Below are 22,325 nucleotides of genomic sequence, written 5' to 3' on the forward strand. Positions count from 1 at the left end.
ACCACCCCGACGCCCCCGGACCCCGGCGCACGCGGGATCATGGATGACGCCTCCCGGAGACGCCCCGGAGCGGGCCGGATCCGGCCGCTCCTGACACCACGAGCAGGACACCGTGCAGACCCACGAGATCCGTCGACGCTTCCTCGCCCATTTCGAGGACGCCGGCCACACCCCCGTCCCCAGCGCCTCGCTGATCCTCGACGACCCGACGCTGCTGTTCGTCAACGCCGGGATGGTGCAGTTCAAGCCGTACTTCCTCGGGGAGGCCCCGCCGCCCTGGGCGACGGCCACCTCGGTGCAGAAGTGCGTGCGCACCGGGGACATCGAGAACGTCGGGCACACCACCCGGCACAACACGTTCTTCCAGATGGCGGGCAACTTCTCGTTCGGTGACTACTTCAAGGAAGGCGCGATCCGCCACGCCTGGGCGCTGATCACCCGCTCCCAGGACGACGGCGGCTACGGCTTCGACCCGGAGCGCATCTGGGTCACCGTCTACGAGAACGACGACGAGGCCGAGCGCATCTGGCACGAGGTCATCGGCCTGCCCGCCGAGCGCATCCAGCGCCGCGACGGCCGGGACAACTACTGGGACATGGGCATCCCCGGTCCCGGCGGGCCGTGCTCGGAGATCTACTACGACCGCGGGCCGGAGTACGGCGTCGAGGGCGGACCGGTCGCCGACGAGGACCGCTACCTCGAGATCTGGAACCTCGTCTTCATGCAGGACGTGCGGGGGGAGCAGAGCCCGAAGTACGGCGCCGCCCCGATCGGCGAGCTGCCGCAGAAGAACATCGACACCGGACTCGGCGTCGAGCGGGTCGCCTTCCTGCTCCAGGGCGTGGACAACGTCTACGAGACCGACCTCGTGCGACCGGTCATCGACCGCGTCGTGGAGCTCTCGGGACACTCCTACGACGACGGGACCCCGGAGGACGGGGTCCGGTTCCGGGTCATCGCCGACCACGTCCGCACCGGGACGATGCTCATCGGCGACGGCGTGGTGCCCGGCAACGAGGGCCGCGGCTACGTGCTGCGGCGGCTGCTGCGCCGCGTGGTGCGCAACGCCCGGCTGCTCGGGATCACCGATCCGGTGCTGGTCGACCTCGTCGGGATCGTCCGCGACGCGATGAGCCCGTCCTACCCGGAGATCGCGACGAGCTACGAGCGGATCGCCGCCGTGGTCCGCCGCGAGGAGGAGGCCTTCCTCGCCACGCTGGCCACCGGGTCGCGGATCTTCGAGTCGGCGGTGGCGGAGACGAAGGCCGGCGGGTCGGACGTGCTGCCCGGCTCGAGCGCCTTCGCCCTGCACGACACCTACGGCTTCCCGATCGACCTCACGCTCGAGATGGCCTCCGAGGCCGGGCTGTCGGTCGACGAGGGCGCGTTCCGCGAGCTGATGGACGAGCAGCGGGCCCGCGCCAAGGCCGACGCCGCCGCCCGCAAGCACGGCGGCGCCGACGCCACCGCCTACCGCGAGATCCTCGAGCGCTCCGGGCTCACCGACTTCCTCGGCTACGCCGACCAGCGCGCGGACGCCTCGGTGGTGGGGCTCGTCGTCGACGGCGTCGGGGTACCGGCCGCCACCGAGGGCGACGACGTCGAGGTCATGCTCGACCGGACCCCGTTCTACGCCGAGGGCGGCGGCCAGCAGGCCGACACCGGGCGGCTCTTCGGCGACGGGTTCACCGTCGAGATCACCGACGTGCAGACCCCCGTGCCCGGGCTCTCGGTGCACCTCGGCCGCGTGCTCCACGGCGAGATCACCCGCGACGCCCCGGTGTCCGCCCAGATCGACATGGACCGGCGGGCCGCGATCTCGCGCTCGCACACCGCCACCCACCTGGTGCACGCCGGGATGCGGAAGGCCCTCGGCGACTCGGCCGCCCAGGCGGGGTCGCTCAACGCCCCCGGTCGGCTGCGGTTCGACTTCACCTCGCCCGAGGGCGCGGTTCCGACGACCGTGCTCGCGGACGTCGAGGACGAGGTCAACTCGGTGCTGCTCGGCGACGACGAGGTCCGCGCCTTCGTCACGAGCATGGACGAGGCCCGCAAGCTCGGCGCCGTCGCGCTGTTCGGCGAGAAGTACGGCGACGCGGTGCGCATCGTCGAGGTCGGCGACTACTCCCGCGAGCTCTGCGGTGGCACGCACGTCGGCCGGGCCGGGCAGCTCGGCCTGGTGAAGCTGCTGTCCGAGGGGTCCGTCGGGTCCGGGGTACGCCGCGTCGAGGCCCTCGTCGGGATCGACGCCTTCCGGTTCCTCGCCCGCGAGCACGTGCTGGTCAACCAGCTCGCCGAGCAGTTCCGGGCCCAGCCCGACGAACTGCCCGAGCGCATCGCCGGGATCGTCGACCGGCTGCGCACCGCCGAGAAGGAGCTCGAGAACGTCCGGGCGCGCGAGGTGCTCGCCTCGGCCGGGGCCCTCGCCGACGGCGCCGACGACGTCGGCGGGATCGCGCTCGTGGCGTCTCGCACGCCCGACGGCGTGGGCGGCGGCGACCTGCGCACGCTCGCCTCGGACGTCCGCGGACGGCTGGGCGACCGGCCCGGCGTCGTCGCCCTCTTCGCCCCGGACGGCGAGAAGGTGGCGTTCGTCGTGGCCACCACGGCCGCCGCCCGGGACCGCGGGCTGGCGGCCGGCGACCTCGTCAAGGCGTTCGCCCCGGCCATCGGGGGACGCGGCGGCGGGAAGGCCGACCTCGCCCAGGGCGGCGGTTCCCCGGACGGCGGGCCGGCCGGGATGGACGCCGGGATCGGGGCGGCCATCGACGCCCTCCGACACCAGGTCGCCGGGACGGCGGGCGCCTGAGCGTGGCACCCGGCCGGGTGATCGGGGTCGACGTCGGCGCGGTGCGCGTCGGCGTCGCCCTCTCCGATCCGGCCGGGACCCTCGCCACCCCCCTCGTTACGCTCGATCGCGACGAGACGACGTGGTCCGACCTGGACCAGCTGGTGGAGCTCGTCGCCGAGCACGAGGTGGTCGAGGTGGTCGTGGGCCTTCCCCGCACCCTCGCCGGGCGCGAGGGCCCGGCGGCGCAGGCGGCCCGGCGCTACGTCGAGGACCTGCGCGAGGTGCTGGCCGAGCACTCCGTCACCGACCTCCCCGTGACCTTGGCCGACGAGCGGCTGACCACCGTCTCCGCCACCCGGATGCTCTCCGACCGCGGCGTCAAGGGCCGCGCCCAGCGACGCGTCATCGACCAGGCGGCCGCTGTCGAGATCCTCCAGACCTGGCTCGACGCCCGTCGTCGCGAGCCCGACGAGGCGTCCCCGTGACCGGCCCCCACCGCCCCGGCGGCGGGAAGCGCCTGGTGTCGATGTCCACGGTCTCGGTGGGGTCCGGGGAGCGGGCGTCGGGTCCCGACGACGACGGCGGGGCCGGGCGCGGCGCCCGGCCCTCGGACGACGGCCGCCCGGCCGACGACCGGCGAGCGGCCGTGCCGCGGCGTGGCCGAGGGATGCGGCGGCCTGCCCCGGAGTGGGAGCGCCCCGCCGCGCCGGCGAAGCCCGCGGAACCGGAGTCCGCCGCGGCGCCGACCGGACCGGCTCCGGTGGCCCGCCCCGACCAGGCCACCGGACCTGCCCGGGCCGCCGCGCCCGCTCCGGCGACCAGCCGGACCCAGGCCGCCGCGACGGCGCACCCGACCGGGTCCACCGAGCCGTCGGTGGACCCGGAGGACGCCGTCACCGACACCATCCACCACGCGGGCGCCATCACCGGCGTCCCCACGACGCCGTCGCGCATCCCGCTCCCGGCGCCCGCGAACCGGACGCCACGATCGGCGATGGCCGCACGCGCCCGACCCGCGGAGCTGCGCCCGCCCGGGGGGGCCGCGGCCCGGGCCGCCGTGTCCGCCGCCGCGTCCGGGGCGACCATGTCCGCGGCGTCCGGGGGTCCCAGGCCGCGGACCACGGACTCCGAGCCGACCGCCCCGGCGCCCGCCCAGCCCGTCCCGCCGTCGGAACCCGATGACGACGAGGGTGGCGACGACGGCGACGCGCTCGGTGGGCTCGTGCCGTTGTCCTCCGACGAGCCCGACCCCGTCTCGGAGGGCACCCGTCGTCGTCGGCGCCTGGTCTGGCCGATCATCGCGGGCTTCCTGGTGCTCGCCCTCGCGGGCGGGGCCTTCTTCGCCCACAACCTCTGGGGTGTGTTCTTCCCGCCGGACTTCGCCGGCCCCGGGACCGGCCACGTCGTCATCCAGGTCGGCGACGGCGACTCGACCCGCGACATCGGCGAGACCCTCGTCACCGACGGCGTCGTCGCCTCCGCGCGCGGCTTCGGCAACGCCGCCGAGGACGACCCGCGCGGGCGCGGGATCCAGCCCGGCTTCTACGACATGCAGCGGGGGATGCCCGCGGCCGCCGCGGTCAGCCGGATGCTCGACCCCGGCACCCGGCTGGGCCGGATGGAGGTCCGCGGCGGCACTCAGCTCGACGACACCGCGGGCGTCGGATCGGCGCGCGTGCCCGGCGTCCTGTCCCTGATCTCCGCGGCCACCTGCGTCGTCGAGGACTCCGGCGCCCGCCGCTGCGCCTCCGTCGACGACCTCCGCCGCACCATGGCGACCACCGACCCGGCCAGGCTGGGCGTGCCGGACTGGGCGCTGCCCGACGTCCGGCAGGCCGTCCCGGAGCGCCGGCTCGAGGGCCTCGTCGCGCCCGGCACCTACGACGTGACGCCGGGCTCCGACGCCACCACCGCGCTCACCTCGGTGGTGCGGGCGTCGGCGAGCCGGTTGGAGGACGGCGGGATCGTCAGCCAGGCCGCGTCGAACAACGTGAGCCCGTACCAGGCGCTCATCGTCGGGTCGCTCGCCGAGCGGGAGGGCATCGAACAGGACTTCGGCAAGATCGCCCGCGTCGTCTACAACCGGCTGCCGATCCCGATGCGGCTCCAGCTCGACTCGACGATCAACTACCCGCTCGACCGGCAGACGCTGCTGACCACGCCGTTCGACCGGGCCGCGCCGGGGCCGTACAACACCTACCTGAACTTCGGGCTGCCGCCGACGCCGATCGGGGCGGTGTCCCCGCCGGCGCTGAAGGCGGCGCTCACTCCCGACCCGGGTGCCTGGGTCTACTTCGTGAAGTGCCAACCGGACGGGGCGTCGTGCTTCGCGGTGACGCCGGCCGAGCACGACGCCAACCGGCGGCTCGCGCAGCAGCGCGGGGCCTACTGAGATGGTCGGTCGCCGGGCCGCGGTGCTGGGTTCGCCGGTGGCGCACTCGCTCTCCCCGGTGCTGCACGGCGCCGCCTACGAGGCCCTGGGGCTGGCCGGCTGGACCTACGAGCGCGTCGAGTGCGACGCGGAGACGCTCCCCGGGCTGGTCACGGGTCTCGACGACGGGTGGGTCGGGCTCTCGGTGACGATGCCCGGGAAGAAGGCTGCGCTCGCGGTGTCGTCCTCGGCGTCGTGGCGGGCACGGCATCTCGGGGTGGCGAACACGCTGGTCCGGGCCGACGACGGGTGGGTCGCGGACTGCACCGACGTCGACGGTGTCTCCGGTGCGCTGCGTGGAGCCGGGGTCCGAAGCGTCCCGGGCATCGCGGCCGGGACGGTCGACGCCGTCCTGCTGGGGGCGGGCGGTACGGCGTCGGCGGCGGTCGGGGCGCTCTACGACCTCGGCAACGAGGCCGTCACGGTGATCGTCCGCGACCCCGCCCGGGCGGCCGACACCCTCGAGGTGGCCCGGGCCTACGGCATGAACCGCCGCGCGATCCGGTTCGACGAGGTGGTCGACGCCGACCTCGCCTCCGCGAAGGCGCTGATCAACACCACCCCGGCGGGCTCGGTGGACGACGCGCTGGCCTCCCGGCTGGTCGACGCCCTGCCGTCCTGGGCCGTGGTGCTCGACGCGGTCTACCACCCCTGGCCGACACCGCTGGCCGCCGCCGCCGGGCGTCGCGGGCTCGCGGTCGCGACCGGGCTGGACATGCTGCTGCACCAGGCGTTCGGGCAGGTCGAGCAGTTCACGGGGCAGCCGGCGCCGCGTGCAGCGATGCACGAGGCGCTGGTCCGAGCGACGGGCTTCGAGGTCCGTTCGCCGTAGTCGTCCGTCCCCACCGGCACCGGGGTGGCGAGTTGTCCCCAGGCCGGCCGGCGGGACGTGACCCGCGGAGGGCGGGCCGCGCAGGCTCGTCGTCGTGACCGGATCGCTCCTGCTCGACGTCGTGCTCGGCGTCCTCCTCCCGCTCCCCGGCGGGGCGCTGGTGGGCGCCGGCGTGCGTGCCGTCCTCACGCGGGTACGGCGGCCGGTGCTGGTGCCGCGCGGCTGGTGCGAGCTGGGGACGGCCTTCGTGTGCGGCATGGTGGCGACGGCGGCGGTGGTCGGTCTGGTGGCGCCGGCCCGGGTGCCGGTGTTGCTCGTCGTGTCCGTGTCGGCCGTGGCGGGGACGGCGACCGACGTCGTGGCCGGCCGGCTGCCGGACGTGCTGACCGTGCCGGCGCTCGGGCTCGGCCTGGTGGCGTTGATCCCGTCCGGTGCGCTGGGGGCCGGTCTCGGCGGCGCGCTCGCGCTGGGTGGCCTGCACGCCGTGGTGGCGTTGGTGGCTCCGAATGCCCTGGGCGGGGGCGACGTGAAGCTCGCCGCCGCGCTCGGCGGGCCGCTCGCGGCGACCGGGTGGTGGGCCGTCGCGGCGGCTCCCGTCGGTGCCGCGCTGGTGGTCCTGGTGCTGGCGCGGGTGCGGCGGGTCCGGTCCGGACCGCTCGGACCGGCGTTGCTCACGGTGAGCTGGGTGGTGCTCCTGGCCGGAGGGTGAGGGCCGGGCGGGCGACGTGGAACGATGGCGGGGTGTTGCGGTGGCTGACAGCGGGTGAGTCTCACGGTCCGGCTCTCATGGCGGTGCTCGAGGGCATGGTGGCCGGGGTGTCGGTGTCGTCCAAGGAGGTCTCGGCGGAGCTCGCGCGCCGGCGCCTCGGTTACGGGCGCGGGGCCCGGATGAGCTTCGAGGCCGACGAGCTGGAGATCCTCGGCGGCGTCCGCCACGGGATCACCCAGGGCGGTCCGGTGGCGATGCGCATCGGCAACTCCGAGTGGCCCAAGTGGGAGACCGTGATGTCCTCGGACCCGGTCGACCCGGAGGTGCTGGAGGGCCGCGCCCGCAACGCGCCGCTGACCCGGCCGCGCCCCGGGCACGCCGACCTGGCGGGGATGACGAAGTACGGGTTCGACGAGGCCCGCCCGGTGCTGGAGCGGGCGTCGGCGCGCGAGACCGCGGCGAAGGTGGCACTCGGGGCGGTGGCCAAGGCGTTCCTCGAACAGGCGCTCGGGGTGGAGGTGCTCTCGCACGTGGTGTCGCTGGGCACCGCGGACGCCACCGAGGGGGCCATCCCGATGCCCGGCGACGGCGAGCGGATCGACGCCTCGCCGGTCCGCGCGGTCGACGAGGCCTCGGCGGCCGCGATGATCGCCGAGGTCGACGCCGCGAAGGAGGACGGCGACACCCTCGGCGGGGTCGTGGAGGTGGTGGCGCACGGCCTGCCGGTGGGTCTGGGCTCCTACGTGCAGGCCGACCGACGCCTCGACGCCCGGCTGGCCGGGGCGCTCATGGGCATCCAGGCGATGAAGGGCGTCGAGATCGGCGACGGGTTCACCACCGCCCGGCGCCGCGGGTCCGCCGCCCACGACGAGATCGATGTCGCCGACGGCTCCGGGATCGACCGGGCGTCCAACCGCGCCGGCGGCATCGAGGGCGGCATGACCAACGGCGAGCCGCTGCGCGCCCGGGTCGCGATGAAGCCGATCTCGACGGTGCCCCGCGCGCTGCGCACCGTCGACCTGGCCACCGGCGAGGCCGCGACCGCCCACCACCAGCGCTCGGACGTCTGCGCGGTGCCGGCGGCCGGGGTGGTGGCCGAGGCGCTGGTCGCGCTGGTGCTCGCCGACGCGGCGATCGAGAAGTTCGGCGGGGACTCGCTCGCCGAGACCGCCCGCAACGTCGCCGCGTACCGCGCCGGGATCGACCCCAAGCGGGCGGTACAGCCGTGAGCCCGGCCGTCGTCCTGGTCGGCCCGCCCGGGGCCGGCAAGACCACGGTCGGCCAGCTGCTCGCGACCCGCTGGGGGGTGGATTTCGCCGACACCGACGACCTCGTCGAGGCCCGGACCGGCCGGGTCATCGCCGACATCTTCACCAGCGACGGCGAGCCCGCCTTCCGCGAGCTCGAGCGCGAGGCCGTGGCCCAGGCGCTGGCCTCCCACGCCGGAGTCCTCGCGCTCGGTGGGGGAGCCGTTCTGGCCGAGGAGACCCGGACGGCGCTGAGTGGTCACCCGGTGGTGCTGCTCTCGGTCGGGCTCGCGGCCGGGGTACGCCGCACCGGGCTGTCGACCGCGCGGCCGCTGCTCGCGGGGGTGAACCCGCGCGCCACCTTCGCGGCGCTGCTCGCCGAGCGGCTGCCGGTGTACCGAGCCGTGGCGGTGCACGAGATCGGCACGGACGAGCGCACCGCGGAGGAGGTCGCCGACGCGGTGCACGCCGCGCTCACGGCGGCCGAAGCGGCGGCCGAGGACGCGACGACGGCCGGGGACACGACATCGGCCGGGGACACGAGCGCGCCCGCGGGTCACCGTGGCTGAGCCGACGGCGGTCCGGGTCGCCTCGGGCAGCCCGTACGACGTGGTGGTCGGGCGGGGGATCACCGACGCGGTCGCGGCCGGACTCGCCGAGGGCGGCATGCTCGCGGGCGCCGCGCGGGTGGCCGTCATGCACCAGCCCGCGGTCGAGCCGGTGGCGCTGGCGGTCTCCGCGGGCCTGGAGGCCGCGGGCGTCGACGTCCACCGCGTCGAGCTGCCCGGCTCCGAGGACGGCAAGAACCTCGCGACCGCCGGGTTCTGCTGGGAGGTCTGCGGGCGGATCGGCCTGACCCGCTCCGACGCGGTGGTGGCCGTCGGCGGGGGAGCGGCGACCGACCTGGCCGGGTTCGTCGCCGCGGGCTGGATGCGCGGCGTGCGGGTGGTCCACGTCCCGACGACGCTCCTCGCGATGGTCGACGCCGCGGTCGGCGGCAAGACCGGCATCAACACCGGCGCCGGGAAGAACCTCGTCGGCGCGTTCCACGAGCCCGCCGCCGTGATCGCCGATCTCGACACGCTCACCACCGTCTCGCCGGCCGAGCTCGCGGCCGGGATGGCCGAGGTGATCAAGACCGGCTTCATCGCCGATCCCGAGATCCTCACCCTCGTCGAGGCCGACCCGAAGGCCGCCCTCGACCCGACGGGCCCGGTGATCGAGGAGCTCGTCGTCCGCTCGGTGCGCGTCAAGGCCGACGTCGTGGCCGCCGACCTGCGCGAGTCCCATCTGCGCGAGATCCTCAACTACGGCCACACGCTCGGGCACGCGGTGGAACGCCGCGAGGACTACCAGTGGCGCCACGGCGAGGCGGTCAGCGTCGGACTGGTGTTCGCCGCCGAGCTCGCCCGCCGGGCCGGACGGCTCGACGACGCCACCACGGACCGGCACCGCGACGTCCTCGCCGCCGTCGGCCTGCCCACCCGGTACGAACCGGGCGCGCTGTCCGACCTCGTCGAGCACATGAAGGTCGACAAGAAGAGCCGCGGCGCCCTGCTGCGGTTCGTCGTCCTCGACGGGCTCGCCAACCCCGGCCGCCTCGAGGGGCCCACCCCGGACGACCTCGCGGCCGCCTACGAGGCGCTCGCCTCCTGACCCGCCCGACGTGAGAGGAGCCAGGCATGTGGGTCTCGGTGGTCTCGCTGCCGGTCAGCGACCAGGAACGCGCCCGGTGCTTCTACACCGACGTCCTCGGGTTCGAGACCGTCGCCGACGTGACCTTCGGGCCGGGGCAGCGGTGGGTGCAGGTCGCGCCGCCGGGATCGACGACGACGTTCGCGCTGGTCACGTGGTTCGCCGAGATGCCCGCGGGGAGCCTGCGCGGTCTGGTCCTCGACACCGACGACCTCGACGCCACCCACCGCGACCTGGTCGCCCGCGGGGCGGAGGTGAGCACCCCGTCGGAGGAGCCCGGTGGGCGCTTCTGCTTCGTCGCCGACCCCGACGGCAACGTCATCGGTCTGCACCAGGCCTAGGCACGACACGAGCGCAGACACACGAAAAGCCGGGGACGTCCCCGGCCACTCTCAACGTATAGCGCCCCACGGGGCTTGCCGCAAGCCCCGGGATCTGCCGCAGAATCGCCCGGCCGAATCGGAGGAACCGCGGATTCCGCGGGATCCGACCAGTCACCGGGGGAGCTCCTCATCATCGACGTGATCATTGCCGGCTGTGGGCCGACCGGTCTCATGCTGGCCTGTGAACTGCGGCTGCACGGGATCGACGTGCTCGTGCTGGACCGGGAGGCCGAGCCGACCAGGATCGTCCGATCGCTCGGACTGCACGCGCGCAGCATCGAGATCATGGACCAGCGCGGATTGTTGGAGCGGTTCCTCGAGAACGGCACGCAGCATCCGCTCAACGGATTCTTCGCCGCCATTCCCGCGCCGGCGCCACCGAAAGACCTGGACACCGCCCACGGCTACGTGCTCGGCATCCCGCAGACCGTCACCGAGCGACTCCTGACCGAGCGGGCGGCCGAGCTCGACGTCGGGATCCGGCGCGGCCACGCCGTCGTCGGGCTGGAGCAGGACGACGACGGCGTGACCGTCGAGCTGGCCGAGGGCACGCGGCTCCGCTCCCGCTACCTCGTCGGGTGCGACGGCGGGCGCAGCACGGTCCGCAAGCTCCTCGGCATCGGGTTCCCGGGGGAGCCCAGCCGGGTCGACACGTTGATCGGAGAGATGGAGCTGACCGCCCCGCCGGAGACGCTCGCGGCGGTCACCGCCGAGGTCCGCCGGACGCAGCTCCGGTTCGGGGCCATGCCCCTCCCGGGCGGGGTGCACCGGGTCATCGTCCCGGCGGACGACGTCGCCGAGGACCGCTCCGCGCCGCCCACGCTGGACGAGTTCGCCGCCCGGCTGCAGGCGGTCGCCGGCACCGACTTCGGCGTGCACTCACCCCGGTGGCTGTCCCGCTTCGGCGACGCCACCCGCCAGGCCGAGCGCTACCGCAGCGGTCGGGTGCTGCTGGCCGGGGATGCGGCGCACATCCATCCGCCGACCGGCGGACAGGGCCTCAACCTCGGCCTGCAGGACGCGGTCAACCTCGGCTGGAAGCTGGCCGCGGAGGTCGCCGCCCGCGCGCCCGAGGGGCTGCTGGACAGCTACGCGAGCGAGCGGCACCCGGTCGCGGCCGCCGTGCTCGTCAACACCCGCGCGCAGATGCAGCTCATGTCCCTCGAGCCCGGGCCGCAGGCGGTGCGCGGGCTGATCTCGGAGCTCATGGCGTTCGAGGAGGTGAACCGGTACCTGACCGAGAAGATCATCGCGATCGGGATCCGGTACGACGTCGGGCAGGACGACCGGAGCCACGACCTCCTCGGCCGACGCCTCCGGGACGTGCACCTCGACGAGCGGGGCCACCTCTACGGGCTCATGCACGTCGGTCGTGGGCTGCTCCTCGACCGGACCGGTTGGCTCTCGGTCGTGGGGTGGGCCGACCGGGTCGACCACGTCGTCGACGGCAGCGACGAGCTCGACGTGCCGGCGGTGCTGCTGCGGCCCGACGGCCACGTGGTGTGGGTCGGGGACGACCAGGACGGACTGGACGCCGTGCTGCCCCGCTGGTTCGGGGCGTCCGCGACGACGGGTGCCGCCCGGCAGCATGATCACCGGGACGGTGTGGCTGCCGCCGGGCCCGCACGACGACGATGAGGTCCCGGTGATCAGGCGTGATCGGAGGAGGACACGGCCCGGGACGCCGCGACGGCACCGTCCCCGGCCGAGGCGACCGCAGCGTCCCCCGCCGGACCGACGCCCACGTCCCCGATCGAGTGGTGGACCGCGGCCGGTTCGTCGTCCCGAATCGTGTCCTCGGGCGCCGGCTCACCATCCACCCGGCGGCGACCGACCCCAGACACGACCTCATCCCCGGCCACGACGTCCGGCACGGCCCCCCGGCCCCCGGCCCGCGCCGCCCCGACGCCTGCCGTCACGACCAGCACGATCCCGACGACCCCGAGCACCTTCGGCAGCTGCCCCAGCACCACCGCGCCCACGAGCAGCGCGATCGCCGGTTCGAGTGCCATGAGGGTGCCGAACGCGCCCGTGGTGAGCCGGCGCAGCGCCAGCATCTCCAGGGCGAACGGCACGACCGGCAGCAGCAGACCCAGCCCGAGGCCGGCGAGCAGCACCGGCACCGTCAGCACGGACGCCAGGCCCGGCACCGTCCCCGCCGCCACCGCCGCGCCGACCAGCCCGGCCACCGGCATGGACACCGCGAGGCCGGACAGCCCGGTCACCTGGTCCCCGACGCGCTGGGTGAGCAGGATGTAGGCGGCCCAGCAGGCCGCGGCGGCGAGCGCGAACCCGACGCCGACGGGATCGACCCCGCCCTGCCACGGCTCGGTCAGCAGCAGGACCCCCGCCGCGGCGAGCACCGGCCACACGATCCCGGTCCCGCGACCGCGCACCACCGCGACCCCGAGCGGACCGAGGAACTCGATCGCGCTCGCCGTCCCCAGCGGAATACGGGCCACCGCGGCCATGAACAGCATCGTCAGGCCCGCCGTGACCACTCCGAGGCCGCACGCCGCCAGGAAGCTCGAGCGCGTGAACGACGACGGTCGCGGCCGCACGAGCACCAGGAGCAGCAGCCCCGCCCACACCAGCCGCAGCGCGGCCACGCCCTCGGGGGGCACGCGGCTGAACAGGTCCACCGACGCCGCGAGACCGAGCTGGACGCAGGACATGGAGCCGACGGCGAGCACCGCACCGGTGCGGGCACGTGAGGAGGTCACGACGAGGCAGTCAACGCTCCATCGACCGTCCGCGTCCACGTGAGAATCATGGACATACCGTCCATCGAACCGGGACGATCGGTTCGTGGACACCCGCCGCCTGCCCTATCTCGTCGAGCTCGCGCGGCTGGGCTCCATGCGGGCGGTCGCCGAGACGCTGCACACCTCGACGTCCTCGGTCTCCCAGCAGATCGCCGCCCTCGCCCACGAGGCCGGGGCACCGCTCGTGGAGCCCGACGGCCGGCGGGTCCGGCTCACCCCGGCCGGCCGCCGCCTGGCCGAGCACGCGGTGGAGATCCTCGCCGCGGTCGACTCCGCGCGGCACGACCTCGAGCCGCACGGGGACCCCGCCGGGACGGTCCGCGTGGCCGGGTTCGCGACGGCGGTCCGGCGCTCGCTGATGCCGATCGTCGCCGCCTTCGCCGACGAGCACCCCCGCGTGCGGCTCACCATCCGCGAGCACGAGCCGACCGAGTCCCTCGACCTGCTCGACGCGGACGCCGTCGACCTGGCTCTGGTCTACGACTACGACCTCGCCCCGTCCGCGATCACCCCGCCCGCCTCCGCGGTCGCGGGGGAGCCGCTGTGGGAGGCGCGGTGGGGTCTCGGGGTGCCCGACGACGGGTCGCGGGCCGTCAGCGGACCCGCGGCCGCAGTCGTCGGGACCTACCGGCACCACGACTGGATCGGCAACTCCCGCAACCGCGCCGACGAGGACGTGGTGCGCCTGCTGGCCTCCACGGCGGGGTTCGAGCCGCGGATGACCCACGAGGCGGACAGCCTCGATCTGGTCGAGGACCTCGTCGTCGCCGGTCTCGGAGTGGGCCTGCTCCCGGTGGACCGGCCGGTGCGCCGGGGCGTGCGGGTGCTCGAACTGCGCGATCCCGAGGTCCGGCTGCGCTGCCGGGCGGTCACCCGCCGCGGGCGGGACTCCTGGCCGCCGCTCGCCCTGGTGCTGGCCGCGCTGCGGTGACCAGCAACTGAACCGTCAGTCGTCGTCGCCGGGGCGACGCAGACCGAAGCGGCGCCGGCTCGCACCGGGGCGGCGACCGTCCGCGCCCTCGTCGGCCCCCACGTCCTCGGGCTCCGACGACGATGCGTCCGACGACGAGGGGGCCGACGACGCGGACCCCGACGACGGCTCGGTCTCCGCGGGCAGCGGCGTCACCGGGGGCAGCACGGCCACGACGGGTGAGGCGTAGCCACCGGAGCCACCGGCGGACGCCGGCTCGGGGGAGGACTGTTCCGGCGAACCCGGCGGGTCGGCGAAGGGACCGCTGCCGAACGGGACACGGGTGGGGTCGTCGCCCCGGTCGGCACTCCCGACGAGACGCGACGACGGCGGGGCCCCCGACGTGGCCGGCCGGGTCCCGGCGGCCTGCTCCTCGAGACGGCGGGCGCGGCGCGCCTCCACGCGCTCGAACGTCGACGCGGCCAGCGCCGGCGCGGCGGACCCGCCGAGCCTCGTCGTCGGGACCTCCGATCCCGGCTCGTCGGTGTCCGCGGTCGGGTCCGACGCGGCGCGCGGGTCGTCGGAGCGGCGCAGCGAGAGCCAGCCGAGGCGCGAGCCGAGCGACGCCGAGACCAGGATGAGCAGCACCGTGAACGACGCCCGGCCGATCAGCGCCGAGCTGAGGTCCTCGATGCCGACCGCGTCCACGAACAGGGCGAGCAGGGCCCACGTCAGCAGGCCCGCGGCGGGCCCGGCGGCGAACGCGGCCTTGAGCCACGTCCACTCCGGCGGGACCCGGTCGGTGATCACCTCGGCGCCGCCCCAGACCAGGCCGACGAGCAGCAGCGAGCCGAGCAGCAGGATCGACCAGAGCAGGGTCTGGTCCACGACTCGCGACGAGAGCGCCACGAACAGCGTCTGCCCCACGCCGTAGAGCAGCGTCATGACCAGAGCACGCAGCACCCAGGGACGCACGGGCTCACCGTACGGTGCGACGGGTCACGCCCTCCGGCCCCGTCGGTCCTACGCTCCCGGGGTGGCCGCACGCAGCACGTTCAGCCCCCGCCCGCACCCGGCCGCGGCCCGACGGCGGGAGGCGCTGCGGGCGGCCCTGCGCGAGGCCGGGCTGGAGGCGCTGCTCGTCACCGACCTGGTCAACGTGCGCTACCTGTCCGGGTTCACCGGCTCGAACGCGGCGCTGCTCGTGCACGCCGGCGACGGCCCGGACGCCGAGGACCGCACCGTGCTGGCCACCGACGGCCGCTACACGACCCAGGCGGCCGCCGAGACCCCGGACCTGCCGCTGCTCGTCGAGCGGGCGTGCGCGCCCGGGCTGCTGGGCGCAAGCACCGCCGGTGCGATCGGGTTCGACAGCGCGCAGGTCACCGTCGACACCCTCGACGTCCTCACCGCCGCCACCGAGGCCGAGCTGCGGCGGGCGCCGGGGCTGGTGGAGCGGCTGCGGGCGGTCAAGGACGACGACGAGGTCGACGCGCTGCGCCTGGCCTGTGCGGCCGCCGACGCCGCCCTCGCCGGCGCCGTCGCCGACGGGGTCCTGGCGGCCGGGCACACCGAGCGGGAGGTCGCGCACGAGCTGGAGGAGCGGATGGTGACCCACGGGGCGTCCGGACCCAGCTTCGAGACGATCGTCGCCGCCGGCGGGAACTCCGCGATCCCGCACCACCGGCCGTCCGACGCCCCGCTGGCGGCCGGCGACCTCGTGACGATGGACTTCGGCGCCCTGATCGACGGCTACCACTCGGACATGACGCGCACGGTGCTCGTCGGGCCCGAGGGCGCCGTCGCGGACTGGCAGCGGGAGATCTACGCGCTGGTCGACGCGGCCGCGGCGGCCGGCCGGGCGGCGTTGCGACCCGGCGTCGGCACCCGCGAGATCGACGAGGCCGCCCGCGACGTCATCACCGCGGCCGGGTACGGGGAGCAGTTCGTCCACCCGGTCGGTCACGGGGTCGGACTCGTCATCCACGAGGCTCCGGCGATGGGCGCGACGGCGACCGCTACCCTGGAGGCGGGCATGACGGTCACCGTCGAGCCGGGCGTCTACCTCCCCGGCCGCGGCGGCGTGCGGATCGAGGACACCCTGGTCGTGACCGGGTCCGGGGCCGAACCGCTGACCGCGTCGACGCGGGATCTCCTGGTCCTGGGCTGACGCGGACCCGACCGGACACCACCGGGGACCCTGGCGCCCCGGAACCAGACCGAGCACAGGAGCGACACCGCAGTGGCGACGACGAACGACCTGAAGAACGGCCTGGTGCTGAAGATCGACGGCAACCTCTGGTCCGTCACCGAGTTCCAGCACGTCAAGCCGGGCAAGGGCGGCGCCTTCGTCCGGACGACGCTCAAGAACGTCATGACCGGCAAGGTCGTCGACAAGACGTTCAACGCGGGCACCAAGGTGGAGACGGCCAACGTCGACCGCCGCGACATGACCTACCTGTACCGCGACGGCGACGACTTCGTCTTCATGGACGCGAGCGACTACGAGCAGATCCCGGTGTCGGGGCAGACCGTCGGGGACCAGTCGCGCTTCCTCCTGGAGAACCAGGAGGTGCAGGTGTCCTTCAACGACGGCGTGCCGCTGTTCATCGAGATGCCCGCCTCGGTCGAGCTCGAGATCACCCACACCGACCCCGGTGTCCAGGGCGACCGCTCCACCGGCGGCACCAAGCCCGCCACCGTGTCGACCGGCGCGGAGATCCAGGTCCCGCTGTTCCTCGAGACCGGCACCACCGTCAAGGTCGACACCCGTGACGGCCGGTACCTCGGCCGCGTGTCCTCCTAGTGGGAGACGGAGCGGAACGGAGCTCGACCCAGCGGGGTGTGGCTCAGGCACCGCACCGCGACATCCCGGCCCGCAAGGGCTCGCGCTCCAAGGGCCGCAAGCGCGCGCTGGACATCCTGTTCGAGTCCGAGGCGCGCGCGGAGGACCCGCTCGACGTGCTCCGGCGCCGGATCGCGGGCGCCGACGCGCCGCCGGTGTCGGACTTCGCGCAGACCCTCGTCGAGGGGGTCGTCGCCCATCGCGACCACATCGACGCGTCGCTCGGGGAGATGGCGCGCGGCTGGTCGGTCGAGCGGATGGCGGCGGTCGACCGCGCGATCCTGCGCATCGGGGCGTTCGAGGTGCTCTTCACCGACGACGTCGACGACGCCGTGGCCATCGACGAGGCCATCCTGCTGGCCCGCGAGCTCTCGACGGACGACTCGCCGCGGTTCGTCAACGGCGTGCTCGCGGGGCTGGCGTCGGGGCGGCGCGAGCCGGTGGCGGCGCCGGAGCGGGAGCGGGTGGACCTGCCCCCGGACGCGGAGCCGGCTCAGGAGGACACCGACCCGTCGGCGGCTCGGATCGCGGAACCGGACGCGGACGAGCACTGATCGCCCCGGGCGCGCGTCCGTCCGAGGCCGACCGCCCTCGACCAGTTCTGACCGCCCCCGACCAGTTCCGAGCGGCACCGACCGGTTCTGAGCGAAGGGCCCCTTCACTCCACCAGATCGACCGAAGGGCCCCTTCGCCCGGAACGGCGGGTGCCGGGTCGTTCCGGCGAAGGGCGCCCACGGCCCGTCTATTCGAGCGAAGGTGCCCTTCGGTCGAACAGGGCAGCGCTCGAATTAGGGCAGCGCTCGATCAGGAGGCAGCGCTCGATCGCGGCACGTGCGGGAGCGGTGGGGCCGGGCGCGGGGGCACGGCGCGCAGGCCCCGGTGGAGCGGGTCAGTCCTCGCGGACGACCCGCGCCTCGGGCGGCAGCACGCCCCACTCGACGAGCTGCTCGGACAGGTCGCCCGGCGTCATGTCGTAGATGATCGCGAGCGAGCGCAGGTCCTCGTTGCGGATCGAGAGAACCTTCCCGTTGTAGTCACCGCGCTGGCTCTGGATCGCCGCCGCGTAGCGCGCGAGCGGGCCCGCCTTCTCCGCGGGCAGCGCCTGCAGGCGCTCCAGGTTGATGACGATCTTGGCGGCCGGTTCGGAGCCCGAGGGGATACGTCCCTCGGGCAGCAGCTCGGCCACCGGCACTCCGTAGAAGTCCGCCAGTTCGGCGAGCTTCTGGACGGTCACGGCGCGGTCACCGCGCTCGTACGACCCGACGACGACCGCCTTCCAGCGGCCGCCTGACTTCTGCTCGACGCCGTGCAGGGAGAGACCCTGCTGCTGTCGGATCCCCCGAAGCTTGGCGCCCAGCGCCTTCGCATAGTCGCCCATGTGGCGGCACCCCGTTCCCGCGCGTCCGACGGGGAATCCGCCGACGCAGCCCTGCTGAAGCCTTTACGGAGAGTGATGATGCGCCCTCTGCGATCACGAGGTCAAGCCGGGTTCCCATCGCTGGTCGTCCGGTGTGTCGCGTGGCACGCCGATCCGGTCGAGTGGTTCACGTCTCGGCGCGGTCAACGCCCACTGTGATCGCCCGCGTGCGGAGCGCCCGCCGACCGGGGTTCGTGATCGCTCGGGCGACCTGATCGGTCGCACACCGTGGCTGATAGTGTCGAGTCCGAACCACATCGACATCCTTTAAGAGCCGTCCCGCGAGGCGGAGAAGGAGGTCCCCGAGTGCCCACGCGGCGCCGGGGCGGTTCCGGACCGGGTGGTACGACGAACGCCGAGGGTGAGCGCGAGCTGCTCTCGTCGGCGGACCTCGCACGCACCGTGGCCCGGATCGCCCACGAGATTCTCGAGAAGACCGCGGACTCCGGAGCACCCGTCGTGCTCCTCGGTCTCCCCACCCGCGGCATCCATCTGGCCCAGCGGCTCGCCGAGCGCATCGAGGCCATCGCCGCGGCCGACGGGTCGGGCACGACCGTCGCCGTCGGGGCCCTCGACCCCACGCTCTACCGCGACGACCTCCGGCTGCAGCCCACCCGGGCCCTGGAGGAGACCGAGATCCCGGCCGGCGGGATCGACGACGTCACGGTCGTGCTCGTCGACGACGTGCTGATGTCCGGGCGGACGGTGCGCGCGGCGCTCGACGCGCTGCGCGACCACGGCAGGCCCCGCGCGGTGCAGCTCGCGGTCCTGGTCGACCGCGGGCACCGCGAGCTGCCGATCCGGGCGGACTACGTCGGGAAGAACGTGCCGACCAACCGCGGCGAGGACGTCGCGGTGTCGCTGCGCGAGTCCGACGGGCACGACGGGGTGACGCTGCGATGACCGCCCCCGACGACGGGACGCCCGCCCCCGGCGCCGTCGGCCTCCGGCACCTGCTCTCCACCGAGCACCTGCGCCGCGACCAGGCCGACGCGCTGCTCGCGACCGCCGAGAACATGGAGCAGGCGCTGACCGGCCGCGCGGTCCGCAAGCTCCCGACCCTGCGCGGCCGCACGATCGTCACGCTGTTCTACGAGAACTCCACGCGCACCCGGGTGTCGTTCGAGGTCGCGGGCAAGTGGATGAGCGCGGACACCATCAACGTCAGCGCCTCCGGGTCCAGCGTCGGCAAGGGGGAGTCGCTGCGCGACACCGCCGCCACCCTCGCGGCGGCCGGCGCCGACGCCGTCGTCGTCCGCCACCCGGCCTCCGGGGCGCCGCACCGGATCGCGGGCTGGCTCGACGGGGTGGGCCACTCCCACACCGACGGGCACGTCGCGGTCGTGAACGCCGGCGACGGCACCCACGAGCACCCCACCCAGGCGCTGCTCGACGCCGCGACCCTGCGCAAGCGCCTCGGCCCCGACCTGGCCGGCCGGCGGGTCGCGATCGTCGGCGACGTCCTGCACAGCCGGGTCGCCCGCTCCAACGCCCACCTGCTCGCCACGCTCGGCGCCGAAGTGACCCTGGTGTCGCCCCCGACGCTGCTGCCGATCGGCGTGGACGCCTGGCCGGTCGCGGTCACCCACGACCTCGACACGCACCTCGCCACCGGGCCGGACGCGGTGATGATGCTGCGGGTGCAGGCCGAGCGGATGCACGGCGGGTTCTTCCCCAGCGCCCGGGAGTACGCCGTCCGGTTCGGCCTCAGCCAGCGCCGCGCCGACACCCTCCCGGACCACGCCGTCGTCCTGCACCCCGGGCCGGCCGTGCGGGGCATGGAGATCGCCAGCGCGGTCGCCGACTCCGACCGCGCCGCCATCGCCGAGCAGGTCACCGCCGGGGTGCACGTGCGGATGGCCGTGCTCTACCACCTGCTCGCCGGGGAGGACGTGGCGTGAAGACCCTCATCAGGAACGTCCGGCCGTACGGCGAGGACGCCACCGACCTCGTCGTCGAGGACGGCCTCCTCGTCCGGGACGGGACCGACCCCGACGAGACGGTCGACGCCGACGGCCTCGTCGCCCTCCCCGGGCTGGTCGACCTGCACACCCACCTGCGCGAACCGGGCGGGGAGGAGGCCGAGACGGTCGCCACCGGCTCGGCGGCGGCCGCGCTCGGCGGCTACACCGCGGTGTTCGCGATGCCGAACACGAACCCCACCCAGGACTCGCCCGTCGTCGTCGAGCACGTCTGGCGGCGCGGGCGCGAGGTCGGGCTCGTCGACGTGCACCCGGTCGGCGCGGTCACCGTCGGGCTCGGCGGCGAGAAGCTGGCCGAGATGGGGATGATGGCCGCTTCCCCGGCAGCCGTGCGGATGTTCTCCGACGACGGCCGCTGCGTGAACGACCCGTTGATCATGCGGCGGGCACTGGAGTACGCCCGCTCGCTCGACGCGCTGGTCGCCCAGCACGCCGAGGACCACCGCCTGACCGTCGGCGCGCAGGCCCACGAGGGTCCGGTCGCCGCCCGCCTCGGCCTGACCGGCTGGCCGGCCACCGCCGAGGAGTCGATCGTCGCCCGCGACGCGATGCTCGCCGCGGCCGCCGGCGCCCGCCTGCACGTCTGCCACCTCTCGACGGCGGGTTCGGTCGGCGTACTGCGCTGGGCGCGGGAGACCCTGGACGCGCGACCGGGCTTCGCGCTCAGCGCCGAGGTCACCCCGCACCACCTGCTGCTCACCGACACCGCGGCCGAGGGCTACGACCCGGTGCACAAGGTCAACCCGCCGTTGCGCCCCGAGGCCGACACGCTCGCGCTGCGCCGGGCCCTCGCCGACGGCGAGATCGACTGCGTCGCCACCGACCACGCGCCGCACGCCGTCGAGGCGAAGGACTGCGAGTGGTCGGTCGCGCGGCCCGGCATGCTGGGCCTGCAGACGGCGCTGCCGGTGGTCGCGCTGACGATGGTGCGGACCGGCCTGCTCGACTGGCGCGGGGTCGCCCGGGTGACCAGCGAGGCCCCGGCCCGGATCGCGGGGCTGCCCGACCAGGGCCGGCCGCTGGCGGTGGGCGAGCCGGCGAACCTGACGCTCGTCGACCCGGAGGCGACCTGGACGGTGCGCGGCGCGGAGCTGGCGAGCATCGCGGAGAACACGCCGTACGAGGGAACGGACCTGCCGCTGTCGGTGGTCCACACCATGCTGCGGGGACGATGGACGGTGCGGGACGGAAAGGTGGCTCCTCGTGAGCAGTGAGGCAGTGCTGGTGCTGGAGGACGGCACCGTTCATCGAGGGGAGTCCTTCGGGGCCCGGGGCCGCAGCCTCGGCGAGGCGGTCTTCACCACCGGCATGACCGGATACCAGGAGACCCTCACCGACCCGAGCTACCACCGCCAGATCGTGGTCTCCACCGCGCCGCACATCGGCAACACCGGCTGGAACGACGAGGACGACGAGTCCGCGCGCATCCAGGTCGCCGGCTACGTCGTGCGGGACCCGGCCCGGATGCCGTCGAACTGGCGCTCGACCCGCGGCCTGACCGAGGAGCTCACGCGCCAGGGCGTGGTCGGCGTGGCCGGGGTCGACACCCGGGCGGTGACGCGGCGGCTGCGCGAGTCGGGCTCGATGCGCGCCGGCCTCTTCTCCGGCGACGGGCTCGGCACCTCGCGCGACATGCTCGACGCCGTGCGGGAGAGCCCGCCGATGGCGGGCGCCGATCTCGCGGGCGAGGTCACGACGACGACGCCGTACACGGTGGCCGCCGAGGGCACCCGCCGGTTCTCCGTCGCCGCGCTGGACCTGGGGATCAAGGCGAACACCCCGCGGATGCTCGCCGCGCGCGGCATCGAGACCCGGGTACTGCCGAGCACCGCCACGATCGACGAGCTGCTCGACGGCTCACCGGACGGGGTCTTCCTCTCCAACGGGCCGGGGGACCCGGCCACGGCCGAGCACGCCGTGGCGCTGACCCGGGGCGTGCTGGGGCGCGGGGTGCCGCTGTTCGGCATCTGCTTCGGGAACCAGATTCTCGGCCGTTCTCTGGGGCTCGGTACCTTCAAGCTCCGATACGGACATCGGGGCATCAACGTCCCGGTGTACGACCACACCACCGGGACGGTGGCCATCACCAGCCAGAACCACGGATTCGCGGTCGCCGGCACGCCCGGCGAGCACGTCGACTCCCCGCACGGAGACGTCCACCTGTCGCACGGGTGCCCCAACGACGGCGTCGTCGAGGGACTGACCTGCACCGACGTGCCAGCCTTCTCGGTGCAGTACCACCCGGAGGCGGCGGCCGGACCGCACGACGCCGCTGACCTGTTCGACCGCTTCGCCGGCCTGATGGGAGGGCGCTGAGC

General features: G+C 74.7%; 19 protein-coding genes and 2 pseudogenes. 18 read left to right on the top strand and 3 right to left on the bottom strand.

Annotated features, from left to right (window positions below; all coding sequences use genetic code 11):
- Nucleotides 1–112 precede the first annotated feature (112 nt).
- The 10 genes and pseudogenes from alaS to rox all read left to right on the top strand — a co-directional run bounded on the left by alaS (nucleotide 113) and on the right by rox (nucleotide 11,726).
- Nucleotides 113–2,809, top strand: a complete 2,697-nt coding sequence (gene alaS, locus LQ327_RS30970) for an alanine--tRNA ligase (RefSeq protein ID WP_230740118.1) — start codon at nucleotides 113–115, stop codon at nucleotides 2,807–2,809.
- Nucleotides 2,806–3,276 (top strand): Holliday junction resolvase RuvX, encoded by a 471-nt coding sequence (ruvX, locus tag LQ327_RS30975; RefSeq protein WP_372460794.1) that lies wholly within the window; start codon nucleotides 2,806–2,808, stop codon nucleotides 3,274–3,276. The genes alaS and ruvX overlap by 4 nt, the downstream gene beginning before the upstream one ends.
- Entirely contained in the window at nucleotides 3,273–5,183 is a 1,911-nt protein-coding gene (locus LQ327_RS30980; RefSeq protein WP_230740121.1) for an endolytic transglycosylase MltG, read from the top strand. The genes ruvX and LQ327_RS30980 overlap by 4 nt, the downstream gene beginning before the upstream one ends.
- Nucleotide 5,184: 1 nt before the next feature.
- On the top strand, nucleotides 5,185–6,054 hold the full coding sequence (locus LQ327_RS30985) for a shikimate dehydrogenase (RefSeq protein WP_230740123.1): 870 nt from the start codon (nucleotides 5,185–5,187) through the stop codon (nucleotides 6,052–6,054).
- Between the two features lie 94 nt (nucleotides 6,055–6,148).
- On the top strand, nucleotides 6,149–6,763 hold the full coding sequence (locus tag LQ327_RS30990; RefSeq protein ID WP_230740125.1) for a prepilin peptidase: 615 nt from the start codon (nucleotides 6,149–6,151) through the stop codon (nucleotides 6,761–6,763).
- A gap of 32 nt (nucleotides 6,764–6,795) precedes the next feature.
- Complete coding sequence (gene aroC / locus LQ327_RS30995; protein ID WP_308286406.1) at nucleotides 6,796–7,992, top strand: chorismate synthase; 1,197 nt, start codon at nucleotides 6,796–6,798, stop codon at nucleotides 7,990–7,992.
- Nucleotides 7,989–8,513, top strand: a pseudogene (locus LQ327_RS31000) (shikimate kinase); the annotation flags it as partial. The gene aroC and the pseudogene LQ327_RS31000, both read left to right, overlap by 4 nt.
- Before the next feature lie 58 nt (nucleotides 8,514–8,571).
- Nucleotides 8,572–9,666: a 3-dehydroquinate synthase gene (gene aroB / locus LQ327_RS31005; RefSeq protein WP_230740130.1), complete on the top strand. Its 1,095-nt coding sequence runs from the start codon at nucleotides 8,572–8,574 to the stop codon at nucleotides 9,664–9,666.
- Between the two features lie 26 nt (nucleotides 9,667–9,692).
- The gene (locus LQ327_RS31010; RefSeq protein WP_230740132.1) at nucleotides 9,693–10,046 is read left to right on the top strand and encodes a VOC family protein; all 354 of its coding nucleotides are present in this window, start codon (nucleotides 9,693–9,695) and stop codon (nucleotides 10,044–10,046) included.
- Nucleotides 10,047–10,217: 171 nt separating this feature from the next.
- On the top strand, nucleotides 10,218–11,726 hold the full coding sequence (gene rox / locus LQ327_RS31015) for a rifampin monooxygenase (RefSeq protein ID WP_230740235.1): 1,509 nt from the start codon (nucleotides 10,218–10,220) through the stop codon (nucleotides 11,724–11,726).
- An 11-nt stretch (nucleotides 11,727–11,737) separates the two neighbouring features.
- Here the strand turns inward: rox and LQ327_RS31020 are convergent, their stop codons facing one another.
- Nucleotides 11,738–12,811 (bottom strand): EamA family transporter, encoded by a 1,074-nt coding sequence (locus tag LQ327_RS31020; RefSeq protein WP_230740135.1) that lies wholly within the window; start codon nucleotides 12,809–12,811, stop codon nucleotides 11,738–11,740.
- Nucleotides 12,812–12,896: 85 nt separating this feature from the next.
- On the opposite strand from LQ327_RS31020, the gene LQ327_RS31025 reads away from it, so the two are divergent.
- On the top strand, nucleotides 12,897–13,784 hold the full coding sequence (locus LQ327_RS31025) for a LysR family transcriptional regulator (RefSeq protein WP_230740138.1): 888 nt from the start codon (nucleotides 12,897–12,899) through the stop codon (nucleotides 13,782–13,784).
- Between the two features lie 15 nt (nucleotides 13,785–13,799).
- Here LQ327_RS31025 and LQ327_RS31030 read toward each other — a convergent pair whose 3' ends face one another.
- On the bottom strand, nucleotides 13,800–14,738 hold the full coding sequence (locus LQ327_RS31030; protein WP_230740140.1) for a hypothetical protein: 939 nt from the start codon (nucleotides 14,736–14,738) through the stop codon (nucleotides 13,800–13,802).
- Nucleotides 14,739–14,799: 61 nt separating this feature from the next.
- Between LQ327_RS31030 and LQ327_RS31035 the strand changes: the two genes are divergently transcribed.
- From LQ327_RS31035 to nusB, 3 genes and pseudogenes are all read left to right on the top strand, one after another.
- Nucleotides 14,800–15,933, top strand: coding sequence for an aminopeptidase P family protein (locus LQ327_RS31035; protein WP_230740143.1), 1,134 nt, complete (start codon nucleotides 14,800–14,802; stop codon nucleotides 15,931–15,933).
- A 72-nt stretch (nucleotides 15,934–16,005) separates the two neighbouring features.
- Nucleotides 16,006–16,569 carry an elongation factor P gene (gene efp, locus LQ327_RS31040; protein ID WP_230740146.1) on the top strand — a complete coding sequence of 188 codons (564 nt, stop codon included), beginning with the start codon at nucleotides 16,006–16,008 and terminating at the stop codon, nucleotides 16,567–16,569.
- A 62-nt stretch (nucleotides 16,570–16,631) separates the two neighbouring features.
- Nucleotides 16,632–17,030 (top strand): annotated as a pseudogene (gene nusB / locus LQ327_RS31045) (transcription antitermination factor NusB); the annotation flags it as partial.
- A gap of 467 nt (nucleotides 17,031–17,497) precedes the next feature.
- On the opposite strand, the gene bldD reads toward nusB, so the two are convergent.
- The gene (gene bldD / locus LQ327_RS31050; RefSeq protein ID WP_230740148.1) at nucleotides 17,498–17,986 is read right to left on the bottom strand and encodes a transcriptional regulator BldD; all 489 of its coding nucleotides are present in this window, start codon (nucleotides 17,984–17,986) and stop codon (nucleotides 17,498–17,500) included.
- A 345-nt stretch (nucleotides 17,987–18,331) separates the two neighbouring features.
- Here bldD and pyrR point away from each other — a divergent pair, with 345 nt between their 5' ends.
- Genes pyrR through carA form a run of 4 tightly spaced genes read left to right on the top strand, consistent with a single transcriptional unit; the run spans nucleotide 18,332 to nucleotide 22,323 of the window.
- The gene (gene pyrR / locus LQ327_RS31055) at nucleotides 18,332–18,928 is read left to right on the top strand and encodes a bifunctional pyr operon transcriptional regulator/uracil phosphoribosyltransferase PyrR (RefSeq protein ID WP_308286408.1); all 597 of its coding nucleotides are present in this window, start codon (nucleotides 18,332–18,334) and stop codon (nucleotides 18,926–18,928) included.
- The gene (locus LQ327_RS31060) at nucleotides 18,925–19,926 is read left to right on the top strand and encodes an aspartate carbamoyltransferase catalytic subunit (RefSeq protein WP_230740151.1); all 1,002 of its coding nucleotides are present in this window, start codon (nucleotides 18,925–18,927) and stop codon (nucleotides 19,924–19,926) included. Before pyrR ends, LQ327_RS31060 begins: the two co-directional genes overlap by 4 nt.
- The gene (locus LQ327_RS31065) at nucleotides 19,923–21,221 is read left to right on the top strand and encodes a dihydroorotase (protein WP_230740155.1); all 1,299 of its coding nucleotides are present in this window, start codon (nucleotides 19,923–19,925) and stop codon (nucleotides 21,219–21,221) included. The genes LQ327_RS31060 and LQ327_RS31065 overlap by 4 nt, the downstream gene beginning before the upstream one ends.
- On the top strand, nucleotides 21,211–22,323 hold the full coding sequence (gene carA / locus LQ327_RS31070; protein WP_230740157.1) for a glutamine-hydrolyzing carbamoyl-phosphate synthase small subunit: 1,113 nt from the start codon (nucleotides 21,211–21,213) through the stop codon (nucleotides 22,321–22,323). The genes LQ327_RS31065 and carA overlap by 11 nt, the downstream gene beginning before the upstream one ends.
- Nucleotides 22,324–22,325: the final 2 nt, after the last annotated feature.

The organism is Actinomycetospora endophytica (genome assembly GCF_021026375.1).
In the GTDB taxonomy this organism is placed as follows: Bacteria; Actinomycetota; Actinomycetes; order Mycobacteriales; family Pseudonocardiaceae; genus Actinomycetospora; species Actinomycetospora endophytica.

Bases quoted from the DNA above. Each gene is read 5' to 3' on its own strand.
- bldD (WP_230740148.1), bottom strand. From the start codon at position 17,986: ATGGGCGACTATGCGAAGGCGCTGGGCGCCAAGCTTCGGGGGATCCGA.
- LQ327_RS31010 (WP_230740132.1), top strand. From the start codon at position 9,693: ATGTGGGTCTCGGTGGTCTCGCTGCCGGTCAGCGACCAGGAACGCGCC.
- LQ327_RS30985 (WP_230740123.1), top strand. From the start codon at position 5,185: ATGGTCGGTCGCCGGGCCGCGGTGCTGGGTTCGCCGGTGGCGCACTCG.
- LQ327_RS31060 (WP_230740151.1), top strand. From the start codon at position 18,925: ATGACCGCCCCCGACGACGGGACGCCCGCCCCCGGCGCCGTCGGCCTC.